The sequence below is a fragment of the Vibrio sinensis genome (assembly GCF_003605645.1).
Classification (GTDB): domain Bacteria; phylum Pseudomonadota; class Gammaproteobacteria; order Enterobacterales; family Vibrionaceae; genus Vibrio; species Vibrio sinensis.
Map to the genome: position 1 here is coordinate 24,109 of NZ_QVMU01000024.1, position 15,514 is coordinate 39,622.

At 45.2% G+C, this 15,514-nt stretch carries 17 protein-coding genes; 13 read left to right on the forward strand and 4 right to left on the reverse strand.

All coding sequences use genetic code 11. The annotated features are described in order from the left end of the window. Positions 1-59: 59 nt before the first annotated feature. Genes DZ860_RS18855 through DZ860_RS18870 form a run of 4 tightly spaced genes read right to left on the reverse strand, consistent with a single transcriptional unit; the run spans position 60 to position 3,572 of the window. Positions 60-2,267: a DNA topoisomerase 3 gene (locus DZ860_RS18855; protein WP_014386700.1), complete on the reverse strand. Its 2,208-nt coding sequence runs from the start codon at positions 2,265-2,267 to the stop codon at positions 60-62. Beyond that, positions 2,268-2,570 carry a hypothetical protein gene (locus DZ860_RS18860; protein WP_014386701.1) on the reverse strand — a complete coding sequence of 101 codons (303 nt, stop codon included), beginning with the start codon at positions 2,568-2,570 and terminating at the stop codon, positions 2,268-2,270. It abuts the gene before it with no gap. After that, entirely contained in the window at positions 2,552-3,340 is a 789-nt protein-coding gene (locus tag DZ860_RS18865; protein ID WP_014386702.1) for an aldo-keto reductase family protein, read from the reverse strand. The genes DZ860_RS18860 and DZ860_RS18865 overlap by 19 nt, the downstream gene beginning before the upstream one ends. Then, positions 3,333-3,572, reverse strand: a complete 240-nt coding sequence (locus DZ860_RS18870; RefSeq protein ID WP_014386703.1) for a hypothetical protein — start codon at positions 3,570-3,572, stop codon at positions 3,333-3,335. Before DZ860_RS18870 ends, DZ860_RS18865 begins: the two co-directional genes overlap by 8 nt. A 163-nt stretch (positions 3,573-3,735) precedes the next feature. On the opposite strand from DZ860_RS18870, the gene mobH reads away from it, so the two are divergent. From mobH to traA (DZ860_RS18930), 13 genes are all read left to right on the forward strand, one after another. Beyond that, entirely contained in the window at positions 3,736-6,810 is a 3,075-nt protein-coding gene (gene mobH, locus DZ860_RS18875) for a MobH family relaxase (protein ID WP_014386704.1), read from the forward strand. Between the two features lie 12 nt (positions 6,811-6,822). After that, on the forward strand, positions 6,823-8,685 hold the full coding sequence (gene traD / locus DZ860_RS18880; protein ID WP_046224206.1) for a conjugative transfer system coupling protein TraD: 1,863 nt from the start codon (positions 6,823-6,825) through the stop codon (positions 8,683-8,685). 9 nt (positions 8,686-8,694) lie between these two features. Continuing rightward, on the forward strand, positions 8,695-9,279 hold the full coding sequence (locus DZ860_RS18885; RefSeq protein WP_014386706.1) for a hypothetical protein: 585 nt from the start codon (positions 8,695-8,697) through the stop codon (positions 9,277-9,279). After that, complete coding sequence (locus tag DZ860_RS18890; protein ID WP_014386707.1) at positions 9,236-9,865, forward strand: IncC plasmid conjugative DNA transfer DtrJ family protein; 630 nt, start codon at positions 9,236-9,238, stop codon at positions 9,863-9,865. Before DZ860_RS18885 ends, DZ860_RS18890 begins: the two co-directional genes overlap by 44 nt. Before the next feature lie 16 nt (positions 9,866-9,881). Next, positions 9,882-10,283, forward strand: coding sequence for a hypothetical protein (locus DZ860_RS18895; RefSeq protein ID WP_014386708.1), 402 nt, complete (start codon positions 9,882-9,884; stop codon positions 10,281-10,283). A 168-nt stretch (positions 10,284-10,451) separates the two neighbouring features. Further along, positions 10,452-10,595, forward strand: coding sequence for a hypothetical protein (locus DZ860_RS24485; RefSeq protein ID WP_153274586.1), 144 nt, complete (start codon positions 10,452-10,454; stop codon positions 10,593-10,595). A 157-nt stretch (positions 10,596-10,752) separates the two neighbouring features. Continuing rightward, entirely contained in the window at positions 10,753-11,034 is a 282-nt protein-coding gene (traL, locus tag DZ860_RS18900) for a type IV conjugative transfer system protein TraL (protein WP_014386709.1), read from the forward strand. Next, on the forward strand, positions 11,031-11,660 hold the full coding sequence (locus tag DZ860_RS18905) for a TraE/TraK family type IV conjugative transfer system protein (protein WP_014386710.1): 630 nt from the start codon (positions 11,031-11,033) through the stop codon (positions 11,658-11,660). Before traL ends, DZ860_RS18905 begins: the two co-directional genes overlap by 4 nt. Continuing rightward, complete coding sequence (locus tag DZ860_RS18910; protein ID WP_014386711.1) at positions 11,650-12,600, forward strand: TraK domain-containing protein; 951 nt, start codon at positions 11,650-11,652, stop codon at positions 12,598-12,600. The genes DZ860_RS18905 and DZ860_RS18910 overlap by 11 nt, the downstream gene beginning before the upstream one ends. Before the next feature lie 3 nt (positions 12,601-12,603). After that, positions 12,604-13,953: a TraB/VirB10 family protein gene (locus DZ860_RS18915; RefSeq protein ID WP_014386712.1), complete on the forward strand. Its 1,350-nt coding sequence runs from the start codon at positions 12,604-12,606 to the stop codon at positions 13,951-13,953. Further along, positions 13,953-14,501: a type IV conjugative transfer system lipoprotein TraV gene (traV, locus tag DZ860_RS18920; RefSeq protein WP_014386713.1), complete on the forward strand. Its 549-nt coding sequence runs from the start codon at positions 13,953-13,955 to the stop codon at positions 14,499-14,501. The genes DZ860_RS18915 and traV overlap by 1 nt, the downstream gene beginning before the upstream one ends. A 14-nt stretch (positions 14,502-14,515) precedes the next feature. Further along, positions 14,516-14,890 (forward strand): TrbC/VirB2 family protein, encoded by a 375-nt coding sequence (gene traA, locus DZ860_RS18925; protein WP_014386714.1) that lies wholly within the window; start codon positions 14,516-14,518, stop codon positions 14,888-14,890. Positions 14,891-14,984: 94 nt separating this feature from the next. Next, positions 14,985-15,359 (forward strand): TraA family conjugative transfer protein, encoded by a 375-nt coding sequence (gene traA / locus DZ860_RS18930; protein ID WP_032073022.1) that lies wholly within the window; start codon positions 14,985-14,987, stop codon positions 15,357-15,359. Positions 15,360-15,514: the final 155 nt, after the last annotated feature.

Below are 15,514 nucleotides of genomic sequence, written 5' to 3' on the forward strand. Positions count from 1 at the left end.
CTAGTGTCAGTGAGCCTATTTGATTATCAGTTATATACCGGGGCCTAAGCCCCGAGACGTTAGTCAAATAACTCTTCCAGAGATTTTTTCTTCCGAGAGTATGGCATCGTCGATTTACAATCAGGATACCCAGTACAACCCCAAAAAGAGCTAGCTCGCTTTTTACCTGGAGCCTTGCCTTTACGTAGGCGCATTGGCTTGCCACAGTCAGGACAATCAGGACAATCCTCAGCAGCAATACGCTTTTCTGGTTTCCCACGATTGTCAGGAAAAGTCTTTTTACATGTCTCGTTCTGACACCCCCAAAAAAAGCCATTTTTCCCTTTTAGTCGCTTCAACTTACCACCACAATTGAAACAATCATGAGTAGGACCTTCCGCATTTTTGAAAGCCTTAGCTAAGATGCCTTCTGGTTGAGTTAGGGTTGGAGCATTCTGCTTGAGTTGTTGGATCATTTGAACAATCCAACCTGAGATTTGCTGCATAAAGACGGACATGTTTCCGTTCCCTGTCGCTATCTTCTCCAGTTCCTGTTCCCAAGCCGCCGTCATGCCTGGGCTTTTGATCGCTGCTGGTACGACAGCAATAAGTGCGTGAGCTTTATCCGTGGCGATAAGGAGCTTTTTCTTTCTCTGCAAGTACCCTTTATCGACCGCACCCTGAATAATGCCTGCACGGGTAGCTGGGGTGCCGAGGCCAGCGGTGTCTTTTAGGACTTGCTTAAACTTTTCTTCTGTGACAAAGCGAGCAATGTTTTCCATCGCGCTTAGTAGTGTGGCTTCGGTGAAATGAGGTGATGGCCGAGTCATTTTGTCAGTGATTACCGAATCATTGATCAAGGCTGGTTCACCCTGGCTAACTTTCGGTAATTTCTCTTGCTCTTTTGGTCCATCAAGATCATCGCCTTCATCTTGAGGGGATGATTCTGCATCATTGTTGAATAGTACTTTCCAACCTTGACGTAAATGTGTTTTGCCGTTGGCCGTGAACGAATGATTGCCGCATTGAACATCAATTGTAGTTTTGTTGAATTCAAAAGGACTGTAGAACTGGGCGATGTAGAAACGACGAATTGCATCGTACAGATTGAACTCTTTTTCGCTCATGGCACTTATGTTGGTTTTGGCCGGAGTTGGAATGATGGCATGGTGAGCGGTGATTTTTTTGTCATTGAACGCTCTTGATGATCTCGATTGGTCTGCTCCAGCCACCAGCCCTGAAACACGCTGATCCGAAAGAATCAGAGCTTGAAGAATATCGGGGATATCCTCTTTCTGTGATTCTGGCAGGTATCTGCAATCTGTACGGGGGTAGGTGGTTGCTTTGTGCTTTTCGTACAAAGCTTGTGCTGCATCAAGTGTTTCTTGCGCACTGTACCCCCAACGTTTGGCCGCGTATTGCTGTAAACTAGTCAAATCAAATGGAAGAGGGGCTGATTCCTTGCCAGCTTTTGTTTCAGCCTTACTTATAAGTGCTTGCGCTCCTTTTACTTGAGCGGCTACTTGCTCTGCATAGGCTTTGTTTGTACATCGCCCTTGATCGTCAGAGCACTCTTCTGGCGGCACCCAGTGAGCAAGGAATTGACCGTTTTGAACAGATACACCGACGTCCATCGTCCAGAACGGTGATGGTTTGAAGTTGGCTATTTCACTGTCTCGCTGGCACACAAGGGCGACCGTGGGGGTGATTACTCGTCCTATATGGAGCGTTTGCCCGAAGCCAACCTCTCTTGCAAGTACTGTATAACAGCGAGACATGTTCATACCCACTACCCAGTCAGCTCGCTGGCGAGATAGGGATGCGTAATAAAGGGGTATCGTCTCCTTGCCATCTTTGATGTTTCGAAGTGCTTTTCTGATACTGCTTTCATCAAGAGCAGTTAAACAAACTCGTTTTACGGGGCCTTGGTATCGGAATCTATCGAGTAGGGAACGAGCGATCGCTTCGCCTTCTCTGTCATAGTCAGTCGAGATATAAACTGTGCTGGCTTTTTTCACCAGCTGCTCGATCACTTTATATTGCTTGGAAGAGCTACGCCTCACCTTGCTACGCCATGATTCAGGAGAAATAGGCAGTGTTTCAAGGGACCATGCTTTATATTTCTCGTCATAGTCATCGGGCATATAGAGTTCTAATAGATGACCAAGAGCCCAGGTTATTGCCCGGCCACTTCCATCATGAATAAAACCGTCGCCGTGCTGAGTTACTCCCATCACAGCTGCGAGGTCTTTTGCTTGGGATGGCTTCTCACAAATGTACAGATCCATTTAAGCGCACTCCTTTGGTTTGAGCGCGATGTCTTGAATACCGTTTTGCTGCGTAGAAAGGTTGGTCAGCTGTTTCCAGTTTTCGGAGGCATCGGCTATTAAGGGGGATTTCTCTGTGCCAGCAATAAAAGCTAGGTTGGCAGAGATAACGACTGCTGCTTCTTCCGGAGTGCCACTTTGTCCGGCCTCAACCAGCATGATGTTCAGCTCATCAAAGAGCTCAGCTTTAGCTTGAAGAACGAGAAGCTCTTCTTCCGTCAACTGAGTATGTGATGAGCTGGTGGTTACTTTATGGCTTTGCATGGGTTTACCACTGTAAATGGGCGAGTAGAACTGCGAACGATCTTGCGCTGTTCATTCGTCATTTTTTGTGATGTGCAAAATTGCGTCCAAGCGGTGAGATAATCTTGGTAAGTGTGTTGTGGCGGATTGCACTGACCAACCAGATCGCTTGGGATACTGCCTGTTTCGCCTTTTTCTTTCTCGATGAACTGCCAATCGCGTTCATCCATGCCATTACCGCTATCACAGAAACGCTCCCAGCGTGATAGTTCGTATAAGGAGTACCCTTTGCCTTTCACACCAGAAGAAAGTTTTTTGTATGCGGAAATGGCATCTTCCATGTTGGAACCATTTTTATCCTTCTGCTGTTTTATCAATGCGCTTTCATTATTCGCGCCGAGACTACTTGTTGGACCTAATACATGGATGTAATCGGGTTTGCGAAATGCTGCTCCACCCAGTCCTAAATCTTCATAAGAAACATTGAGACCACGATCTACACGATCTTGCTTCTTATGTGCTTCGATATCAGCACTGCCACGATTTTCAGCAATATTCAAAAGGAAGTAATAGGCATCGACATCATCATCAGACGCAAGCAGTTTGTCAGCCTTCGCTTCGTAGATAGGAAGGTTCTCTTGAATCCATTGATCTGTCGGCTGCTGAGGAATGCCGTAGCGTTGGTGCAATTCTGCGTTTGTTGGTGGGATATCTTTGGTTGAGGAACACCCAGCCAAAATAGCTAACCCTACAAGTACTACTAATTGCTTTTTAATCATCTGCTTACCCATTGAATTGTTGCTCCAACCATTGTTCATCAATGGTGTCGATTGTCCGGCCATCACTGTTGCTTAAAAGCTTACGAGTAATGACTGTTGTCCAGTTATTAACAAGAGACATGTCAGACTGAGCCTGATGCAAAGCCTCTTTGTCTCCCTGCATGTTGTTAGCGGTTACTGCCTGTGCTTGGCGCTTTAAAGCATCAAGTGCCAAATAGGCAGCATCGGGCAATGTTCTTTCCATACAACTCTCCTGATACCAAATAATGATGCTGTGTATTTTATCTGGTCACTCAATCATCTCTGACGCCTCAAACTGCCCAAAATGGACAGGAGGGGAGATATGAGAAGACAAAAGGGTCTGCGAGCATATACGCACGGAAAAAGCGCAGGTAAATAAGAACCAGATGATAAGTAGTGCCTTTAAAAAATTATTTGGTGGGCGCGGTGAGAAAAAAGTAGAGGTAGTAGCTTCCCAGGTTAGGGATTTAGCTGACGAAGAGATACCTCGATACCCGCCGTTTGCCAAAGGGCTACCAATGGCCCCAGTCGATAAAGTGTTGCAGACACAGAACGAACTTATTCAAAAAATCAGGAGCACTTTAGGTTTTACTCAAGAAGAGTACGACCGTTTAGTCATGCCTGTAATTGGCCGTTACGCGGCGTTTGTTCATTTATTACCAGCATCCGAAGCTCATCATCATCGGGGAGCTGGTGGATTGTTTCGTCATGGGCTGGAGGTTGCCTTTTGGGCGACACAGGCATCTGAGTCAGTTATTTTCTCAATTTCAGGCTCCCCTCGTGAACGAAGAAACAATGAGCCGCGATGGCGTTTGGCATGTTGTTTCTCAGGGTTATTGCATGACGTTGGTAAGCCATTGTCTGATGTTGTGATCACAAACAGCGATGGTAGTAAAACGTGGAACCCATATTCAGAAACTCTGGTTGACTGGGCTAAGCGCCATAATGTGAGTCGTTATTTTCTTCGTTGGAGAGATAGAGAACACAAACGGCACGAGCAATTTTCGCTGCTGACCGTCGAACGAATTTTGACTCCAGAGGCTTTGGAGTTTCTAGCTGATCCCGGTAAAGACATTGTTGAATCCATGCTACAGGCAATATCAGGTCTTAGAATCAATGACCCGGTAACAAAGTTAATGCTTAAAGCTGATGGTGAAAGTGTTTCTCGTGACCTCAAACAGAATCGCCTAGATGTCGATGAGTTTGCTTACGGTGTTCCTGTTGAGCGTTATGTATTTGATGCTTTACGTCGATTGGTTAAAACGGGCAAATGGAAAGTCAATGAGCCTGGCGCGAAGGTGTGGCATTTACATCAGGGTGTGTTCATTACATGGAAGCAGGGAGCCAGTGATATTTATGACTTGTTAACGGAAGATAAAATTCCTGGCATTCCTCGTGATCCAGATACCTTGGCTGATATTTTAATTGAGCGTGGTTTTGCTCTGAAAAACGTATTACCAGAGCATGGCAAAGATGTTTTCTATCGTTATTGGGAAGTTATCCCTGAATTACCTCAAGAAGGGGAAGAAGTCACAGGGAAAATCAAAATGCAGATGCTGCGTCTTGAATCGTCGGAGTTGGTTTTTACCACTGAACCGCCTGCGGCCATCGCGGGTGAAGTTATTGGCGATGAGGACGAACAGGAACTTGATGCCAGTGAGCTTGATGACGATGCACCGGAAGATGGAGATGAGAACTCTGATTCGCTCACCGCTACACCAGAGCCTATTGGTTCTCTTGATGATGGATTCGAAATTCCAGATTTTATGGCAGCACCGCCCTCAACGGACTCTCAATCATCGGAACCGAAAGGTGGCACTTCCACCGATACCAAAACAAGCAAGAATGACGATAAAGCTGATGCCCCAAAAGAACCATCAGCACAAGAAATCGCTCAAACCGCAGCACCATTAGCATTAGACGATCCATTGAAAGGGCTGAAAGATGCTGGTGGGGCATTAGGAGTTTGCGATTTTCCATTCGATGCATTTGGGCTCAATACCGAGCCTGATACAACACAAAAAGACAAAGCTGAAACGCCAAATGTTCCAACAGAACAAAGCGAAGAAGACACATCTTTACCCGGCATAGACAACATTCGCTCGGGCAAGAAGCGTCAGCCTAAAGCATCCGCAAACACGGCAGCATCCTTGTCACCGAATGAGTTTTTTGGCCCTGAACCGAGCGCAATATTTGATGCCCCACCAATGCCGCCAGAGGATATGTTTGCACCAATAGATGCTGTCCCTTTGGATGCCTATGACTACTCCCATGAGATGGAAGAGCGTGAAGAGTTTGTTCCAACAGAACATTTCCAAGATGCAGAGACATATTCTTTCAGCCAGCAGGATAAATCGAGTGATGTTGATGTGCGTGGTCATTTGGAGAATGTTCTAAGTGGATACGGCGCGGCAGAAAGTATTTTAAAAGAAGCCATTATTCCTGTGCTGGATGGACACAAAACATTAGGTGAAGTGCTTTGCTTTATGAAGAAAAAAGCAGTGATCCTTTATCCAGAAGGTGCCCGAGCGCTTGGGGCTCCAGCCGAAGTCTTGAACACGTTATTTGACGCTGGCGCTATCGTGCCTGACCCAGTTCATCCAAACCGGAAGGTTCATGATTTTAGTGGCATTAAAGGGTTGTTACTTTCTTCTGATATCTCAGATGTTATCAAAGCTGCGATAGAACAAGCTGAGAAAGACTTTGACCCAATTCGTGAAGTTAGTGCGCTAAATGATAAACGCCAATCTGGCAAGAAAGCTGAAAAGGCACACTCAGAAAAGAAAGTTAAGAGCCAGAAAACCAACCAATCTACGCCGAAAAAGCCTAAACCTGCAATGGATATTTCAGCATTACTGCCCGGAGAGCAAACAGGTGGCCGCTCATCTGAGAATAAAAGAATCGCACAACAAACGGCACAAGGTAAGAAGGGCACAGCAGCTAAAACTCAAACCGAACAGCACAAAAATGAGAGTGAAAACAGTGCTTCTAATGAGGAAAAGCAAAATGTGTCACGTTTACCTAAGCGCCAAAAACCAAAGACAACGGTAAATAAACCACCAAAAGAAACGCGGCCAGTGAGTCTGGATTTCGATTCTGATTTAGAACTGCCAATGACAAAAGTGGTCGGGCAAATAGATCTAGAAGACGAGGAACCTAAAAAGCCTCAGAAGGCGAAAGAAATTAGTGATGAGGACTTTTTACCTCCTCAGTCTGACATTGATGCAGAGGAGGCCATTAGGCTTCTGAAAGAAATGATAAAAAACCAAAAAGGACGATGGTTAGTCGGTCCGGTCATTAAGGAGGATGGGTGTTTGGTAACAAGCGATAAGGCTCTGGAGAAAGTAACTGGTGAGTGTACGAATCTTAGCAAATCTATGCTGAGAGCATTACTCGCTAGTGGGCAACGACGCCCAAGAATGACTATTCGCCAGGGGAATTTAAGGTTAGAGGTGGAGTAAAGATAGATGAGCATGGATTATGACCCACTTGGGTATGAAATGCCGTGGAGGCCAAATTTTGAAGGTCGTGCAGCGCTAGGGTGGGCAGCTGCCAGCGGTGTGGCCTTGACGGTTAATCAAATGGCAGAGTCAATGCCTCCGGAACCGTTTTATTGGATGACTGGTATTTGTGGTGTTATGGCAATGTCCCGAATCCCAAAAGCCATGATGTTACATCGTCTCCAGAAGCATCTATTTGGTCGTGAACTGGAATTTATCTCTTTAAAAGAGCTAGAAAAAATGATGGCTGGCTCAGAAGATGATATGTGGCTTGGTCATGGTTTTGTATGGGAAAAGCGTCATGCTCAGCGTGTATTTGAAATCATCAAACGTGACTGGCACACCTTTACTGCTCAAGAGCCTTTAATCAAGAAGACGGTTCGCGTCCTTAAAGGCAAAAAGAAAGAAGATCCAATGGGGCAAACATGGATTCACGGTGTTGAACCAAAAGAAGAGAAGTTGATGCAACCGTTGAAGCATACAGAAGGCCACACGCTTATTGTAGGTACAACAGGTTCAGGCAAGACTCGTATGTTCGACATTATGATCACGCAAGCTGTCTTGCGCAATGAAGCAGTGATCATTATCGACCCTAAGGGTGATAAAGAAATGAGGGACAATGCAAGGAGAGCTTGCGAAGCTATGGGCCATCCAGAGCGATTTGTTTCCTTTCACCCTGCGTTCCCAGATGAATCCGTGCGATTGGACCCTCTACGTAACTTTAGCCGTGTGACGGAGATTGCGAGCCGTTTGGCCGCGTTGATACCTTCGGAGGCAGGTGCAGATCCATTCAAATCATTTGGTTGGCAAGCACTGAACAATATCGCTCAAGGTCTTGTACTGACTTATGAACGTCCTAGCATTGTTCTGTTGAAACGATTTTTGGAAGGTGGTGCCGCAGGTCTGGTTATCAAAGCCGTACAGGCTTATTCAGCACGAGTTATGGAAGACTGGGAATCAAAAGCAGCACCATATTTGGAAAAAGTGAAAAATGGCAATAGAGAAAAGCAAGCTTTTGCCATGATGAAGTTCTACCAAGATGTTATTCAACCAGAGTTTCCTCACTCAGATTTGGAAGGCTTATTGTCGATGTTCCAACATGACTCGGCACACTTCGGGAAAATGGTTGCTTCACTGCTTCCTATCATGAACATGCTTACCTCGGGTGATTTAGGAAAGATGCTGTCTCCCGATTCAAGCGATGTCGATGATACCAGGCCAATAAGTGACTCAGCCAAAATAATAAACAATGGCATGGTTGCATACATTGGTCTGGATAGTTTGACCGACAGTATGGTTGGTTCTGCAATCGGCTCTCTTTTCTTATCTGACTTAACAGCTGTTGCTGGTGATAGATACAACTTTGGTGTCAACAATAAGCCCGTCAATATCTTTGTGGACGAAGCCGCAGAGGTGATCAATGACCCATTCATTCAGCTTCTCAACAAAGGTCGTGGCGCGAAACTTCGACTATTTGTTGCAACACAAACATTCGCTGACTTTGCCGCTCGGATGGGGAGTAAAGATAAAGCACTTCAGGTTCTGGGAAACATTAACAACACATTCTCATTGCGTGTAATTGATCCTGAAACACAAAAGTTCATTACAGACAACTTACCGAAAACACGTTTGAACTACGTCATGAGAACGCAGGGCCAAAATACGGACGGTGAGCAGCCGATTATGCATGGGGGCAACCAAGGGGAACGGCTTATGGAAGAAGAAGCTGAATTGTTCTCTACGCAACTCCTGGGGATGCTGCCCAACCTTGAGTACATAGCCAAAATCTCTGGGGGGAAGATAGTCAAGGGACGGCTACCTATCTTGACATCTTAATGGCGAAATATGAGTGCGAATAAGTATAAAAATTATGAGGTTACTAGAGTGGTTGATGTGAATCCGCACAAGAAAGTACTAAGCGTGATCCGAAAGCGTGATCGAAAAAATGCACACACACTGGCACTGCTGTTTTTTGATTGGCCTGCAACCAATGATGTGATTGAGCAACTATGTTGTCTCATCACTGATGGGATCAAATCGGATAAGGAGCCAGTGATTTATCCGATTTTGGAAGAGGCATTAGATAAATATAGCGGTGTAGTGTTCCATGCGAACAAACGTAAGTACGAGGACCCGGTAAGACTAGGGGTTTTCTTGGAAACCATCATCACTGAAACAGCTAAAGCGCTAGAAATTGAGATTGAAGATTCACTAGGTAACAAGTGGTCTGTGGAGAAAGGTGAGCCTTTTTCTCACTGGCTTGCAGACCATAAAGGTGAATTATTCATTGTTCCACATCAACATCAGAATGAATGCAAACTTCGCAAGGCTTTGTATCAGTTAGTCGCTAGCGAAAGTGTAAAAACAGTATTAAGGAGAACCAATTATGAAGAAGCCGTTGTGGCTGGTCGCTTGGTTGCTAGTCATTGAAGTCTTGGTGATTCTTTTGCTAGTACCTGGTGATTGGACAGATAAAACAATTCAGCGTGAATCAGAGCTGGTGGAGCAGAACTTAGGCTATGAAGCTAGACAGTGGATTAGTGATACAGCTGGGGACTGGTACAAAACTAGTGTGCTTGATTCTGGCTTTTATGCTGCTATGTATCACACGTTAATTCCAACAGAAGAGGAACGTAGAAAGTCGAAAGGAATGGAGAATATGGGCCAAGCATGGTTCGTTTGGGTGGAGGGGCGAATTGAAGCCTTTACCAATGTAATTTACCAGTTCTACACGCGGTTAGCACTTTTGTCCTCCTGGGCACCGTATCTGCTCATCTTGTTCATCCCGGCGGTTTATGACGGTTTGATGAGTTGGAAGATCAAACGAACCAACTTTGACTATGCGAGCCCTGTTGTCCACCGATATAGCATTCGAGGAACGTTCTTCCTAAGCATGGGGCTGTTTATTACCTTTTTTGCTCCCATAGCTCTAAATCCAATTGTAATCCCCGCTGTGATGATGCTCTGTTGTGTGTTGTTGGGACTTGCATTCGGCAATTTACAAAAACGAGTTTAACCAAAGGATATTCAATATGAAAAAGACTGCTCTAACAATCATTGCCGCATTCATGCTTGCAGGTCCAGCAGTGGCGAAGACAGATAAACCCTATACGGAGGAAGTGGAAACTTTCTTTGAGACCTTCGAACTGATGTGTGAAAGTTGCGCCGAAGTTTCGGAGTTTATGGTTCAGACACTAGAAGAGAAGTGCGATCAACCGATAACCATAGAAAATATTCAGAATGTAACGAAAACACATCCTCTCTATGCATTTCTTCTGGCTATGGGGAACATGAACCCAGATGGAAAACCTCTTAGCTTTCAGTCTGCCGCTGACAACGTGGACTGTAACGATGGAATGAAGTGGGTAGAAAAGACCCAAAGCGCGATGAAAGCAGCATATCAAGAGCAGAAGAAGCAAGCGCAAAACGGATAAGTCACATTACATTGCAAAGGCGGCCATTTGTTGGCCGCTTTTTTGTGTCACTCACTTTCACATGTGAAAGTCTTAATGCTTCCCAAATGGACAAATACAGCGCTGTGAAATGAGCACGAGATCAGGTGAGAATAAAGAAAAATTAAATAGCAATCAGTTGGAGGTTATATGTCTTCTCATACACATACAGCAAATAGCTCTGAACGCTCTGGAGCATCATGGGGCGTAGGGCAAATTATCCTTTGGCAGTTAATCTTTGCCGTAGGTTTCTTTTTTGGTATTCAGTATGGCGATCTTGTTCGCTTGTTTTAACCTTTCACATTACCCGCTCTAAAAACGGCTTTATGCCGTTTCTCTCTTTATAAGACCACTTTTCGCCCAAGTTGCCCAAAAAGGGCGTTAGCCCGTGGCGTGTTTGTTGAAAAAATCTTCCAGAATTGGCGACATTGGAAATTGGAAGAGATATGGAATGAAGCCCGTCAAAATCCCACGTCGTATAGACGAACCGCCGCACATGCTGCTCTGGAGTGCAGATGAGCTGGCTCCTATGCTTCTTGGCCTTGTCATCGGAGTGATGATGGGCAAAGCCTTGATTTTTTTCTTAATCGGCTTGGCCGTGACCAATTTATATCGTCGATTTCGTGATAACCACCCTGATGGCTACATGCTTCACATGCTGTATTGGGGGGGATTCATCGCAACAAAAGCAAAATCTTTGAAAAACCCATTTATCCGGAGGTATTTCCCTTGAATTTAAAGGTGTATTTAAAAACCTGGGAGGGCACTCAGGCTGAAAATAAATGGGGGCGAGTCTTCGTCCTCGGTCTGATCTTCACCGTCTTGCTGCTAGCTGTGAAGTTGTTTAGCAAAGAGACCATTGTGACCGTTCAGCCTTGGACTTTGAATGAAGAAGCTTGGGTATCACAAAAAAATGCCTCTCAATCATACAAAGAGGCGTGGGGATGGGCTCTTGGAACGCTGATGGGTAACGTAACTCCCGGCAACGTTAACTTCATCAAAGAACGTATGGAGCCAATTCTAGCACCGACTATTTATCAAGAGTTTATTGATGCACTTGAAATCCAAGCGCAAGAGATTCAAGCAGACCGAATCACTATGCGATTCGAACCTCGTTTCGTCGAATACGAAGAAACGACTGACAAGGTTTTTGTGTATGGGCACTCCTTTGTTAAGGGGGCTGCTTTTGACGCAAAAGAGCAACGTACAGACAGAACATACGAGTTTGAGCTCCGCGTTTCGAACTATATGCCTGTCCTTGATTATATGACCACGTATGAAGGTCGCCCTCGAACGAAGAGTGTTTTAGACAAATTAGAACGTAAAGAAGAGAGCCGGAGAAAGCGTAATGAAGGTTAATTCGATTGTTTTGGCGCTTTCAATTGCGCTTGGTGTTTCAAGTGCAGTGAATGCATCAGATGATGAAATACCAGTTGTTCCTGTCAGTGTTATGAAGAACAACGTTCCAGCCCCCGTAATCCCTGATTCAGTAGCAAAACAAAGAGCTACAACTACTCAGGCCAATAGCTCGAATTTGGCTGGTGGTTACACTGAAAACTCACAACTGGTTATGGAGCCTGGGGTTAATCAGATCATCCCTATTGCTATCGGTCATCCCAACCGAATCGTTACTCCATTTGGTAAGCCGGAAGTGACGTCAACATCCTTACAGCCGGGGCAAAATAAAGGTGAATGTGGGGAAATATGCATCAAAGAGAATGTTATCTATGTGGCTACGGCAAAAGAATACCCAGTAACCATGTTCATTACAGAAAAGGGCTCAGAAGCTCGTGCGCTGAGTTTAACAATGGTTCCTCAAAGAATCCCACCTCGTGAAGTGTTTTTGAAGCTCGACAATAACAGCTTAATACCTGGCATGTTTGCAAACAACAAAGCTAAAAGCTGGGAGCAAAGTCAGCCATATATCGAAACACTTCGAACAGTATTCAGAAAACTGGCTCTTGGTGAAATCCCTAATGGCTACTCCATGAATCGAACTCCAAGCAATGTTCAATTACCTCAGTGTGCGCAGCCTGGTATTTCAGTCAATTTTGCAAATGGACAAATGATGATGGGGCATCATTTGACTGTATTTGTAGGTATTGCTCGAAACGTCACAAGTGAACCTATTGAGTTCAAAGAGCAATCTTGCGGAAACTGGAGTGTTGCTGGTGTGACTTCATGGCCGCATAAGGTTCTTGAGCCAGGTCAGAAAACCGAAGTGTACGTGGCAGTAAAACAGCGCGAGAAAACCGAATCGGCTACTCGTCGTCCTTCACTGTTGAGCGGAGGAATGTAAACGATGATTAATATGAATTGGTGGAACGAGCTCGATCCAAACAAAAAGCGTTGGGTTGCTGTTGCAGGTGGTGTTTTCGTTCTGTTTGTGGCTGTGAGTCTTTTTTCTGATGAAGGTACAAGTGACTCCAGCAATAAAAGTCGTAAAGAAACCATCCGTCACGTATTAACTGACAAGGGCACTCGTGAAGCGGGTATGGATGCATTGGTTGGCAATCTTAAAACAACGAAAGCTGAACAAGAACAACTGCGACGTGAACTGGACAAAGTAAAACGTGAACTGGAGAACACTAAGTCGAAGGCTGGTGCATCAGTTGATATAGGTAAGGAACTCGAACAGCTGAAACGCGATGTTAAGGAGCTTTCTCAAGAAAATAGAAACTTAGCGCGAGATTTAGAAAAAGCTCAGAAAGACGCTGAAAAACGTTCAGGGAAGCCTACAGCTGGTGGCGCTGAAACTGGTTTGACAGAGGAACAGGGCGCTCAACAAGCTGGTGGATACACCTCTACCGAAAAGCTTGATTACAAGGACCCTAATGAGTTCTTTAAGAAAGCTCCACTACCAGCTAACTCTCACAGCAAACCAACGGGTAAGGAATCGGATAGATCAGGTAAACCTACCGCTCAACCGGGCATTCGAATTGTTAACTACACAGAATACAACGAAGCAGAAGAGAAAGCGGCGGAAGAGCAGGAGGACCAAGACAACTCTATCTACTTACCTGCGGGTTCAATTCTTACTGGTGTAACGATCACTGGTATGGATGCTCCTACCGCAAAGGGAGCAAGAAAAGACCCTTTCCCAGCAACAATTCGACTCCAGAAGGAAGCTATTTTACCTAACCGATTCAGAGCCGATGTTCGTGAGTGTTTCTTGATTGTATCCGGTTACGGCGATCTGAGCTCAGAAAGGGCATATCTACGAGGCGAGGTTATTTCCTGTGTTCGTGAAGACGGCGGCGTAATTGAGTCTCGCTTGGACGGATATGCAGTGGGTGAAGATGGTAAAGCTGGTGTACGTGGCCGCTTAGTATCTAAACAAGGTGCAATGATAGCCAAATCTTTGACGGCTGGTTTCTTGAGTGGCTTTGCTCAAGCGCTTGATACAAACCCAGTTCCAGTTATCAACACTAATCCAACAGACACACCTGTATATCAACACGTGTTCAATGAAAACACTATGCAGAGTGGTATATCAAAAGGCGCATCAAGTGCGATGGAGAAGGTTGCTCAGTTTTATCTTGATATGGCTGAGGGAATGTTCCCTGTAATAGAGGTCGATGCAGGTCGTCAAATTGACGTAATTATCACCAAGGGGCAGCAACTAAAACTTAAATCGCAGGGGACAAAATAATGACGAAAAAAACACAAAAGCTGACCAGAAAGGGCAGTTTCACAGGGGGCTTTCCAATGGTTAAGCCCATAAAATCTACAGTGTCGATGATTTTGGGCAGCGCTTTATTGCTATCAGGCTGTACCTCAATCGGCAGTGATGAGTATAGCTGTTCAGGTATTCCTGATGGTGTTCAGTGTATGTCAGCGCGAGATGTCTATGCGGCGACAAACGATGGCAATATCCCACGCTCAGTAAAGCCTGGAGAAGAGCCTGTTTCTGTTCCAGGAGAGATAGCCAACTCATCATCGACGGGAGATTCAGTGATAGACAATTACGTCACACCGCGCCTCCCGAATCGTCCGGTGCCTATTCGTACTCCAGCACAGGTCATGCGCATATGGGTAGCCCCTTGGGAGGATACCAATGGTGACTTGATTGTGACTGGGTACGTTTACACCGAAATAGAACCGCGCAAGTGGGTAATTGGGGAAGGGACTCAACAAGATGTACCTATGCTCAAACCCTTGCAAACGATAAAACCCAAAGCTAATTCAGAAACTAAATAGGAGAACTTAGCAAAATGAACGTCACATCCACATCAAACAATAAAGTCAACCTTTTGTTCTGGGTGGCGTTGGCTCTGGTGATCAGTTTTATGTTTGCCAATCAAGCCCACGCTGGTACAGGCGGTACAGAATTTGATGATATCTGGACCACCATTACTGACTGGACTCAAGGTACGCTTGGCCGAATCATCGCAGGTGCAATGATCTTGGTAGGCATCGTTGGTGGCATCGCTCGTCAAAGCTTGATGGCATTTGCGATGGGTATCGGCGGCGGTGTCGGCTTGTACAACAGCCCTACCGTTGTTGAATCTATCATGACAGCAACTCTTGAAACTGCTGACAAAGTTGCCCCAGTTGCAATTCAACTAAGCAACGGATTAGGTATGTGATTTCATACCTAACAGTACTTTGTAAGTACTTGATATAACGGGCAGTTGAATATCTCAACTGCCTTTTTTAAGATTGAAAATCAGGAAAACAATCATGGAAATCACAAATAAGGCTAACAATAAAGCCAATCTTCTTTTCCACGTCGGTTTAGTAATGATCGTTGGACTTATGTTTGCGAACCAAGCTCACGCTGGTACTGGTGGTACAGAGTTCGATGACATTTGGACCACCATCACCGACTGGACTCAAGGTACACTGGGTCGCATCATTGCTGGTTCAATGATTTTGGTAGGTATCGTTGGTGGTATCGCTCGTCAAAGTATCATGGCATTCGCAATGGGTATCGGCGGTGGTGTTGGTCTATACAACAGCCCTACGGTTGTAGAAGCGATTATGACAGCTACATTAGAGTCAGCTGAAAAAATTGCTCCAGCAGCTATTCAGTTCAGTAACGGCTTAGGGCTATAAGGTCTCAATACTCACTTTAACCCCTCCTTTTATACTTGGCATTTTTGGTTTCAGTCGTCAGAAAATGCCAAGTGATTTCCCTCCCAGAAAAACGCTTTAAAAACGCTCAAATTGGGCAGTTACACAGTCTGTGTATAGCCGATTACTCCAGTAAC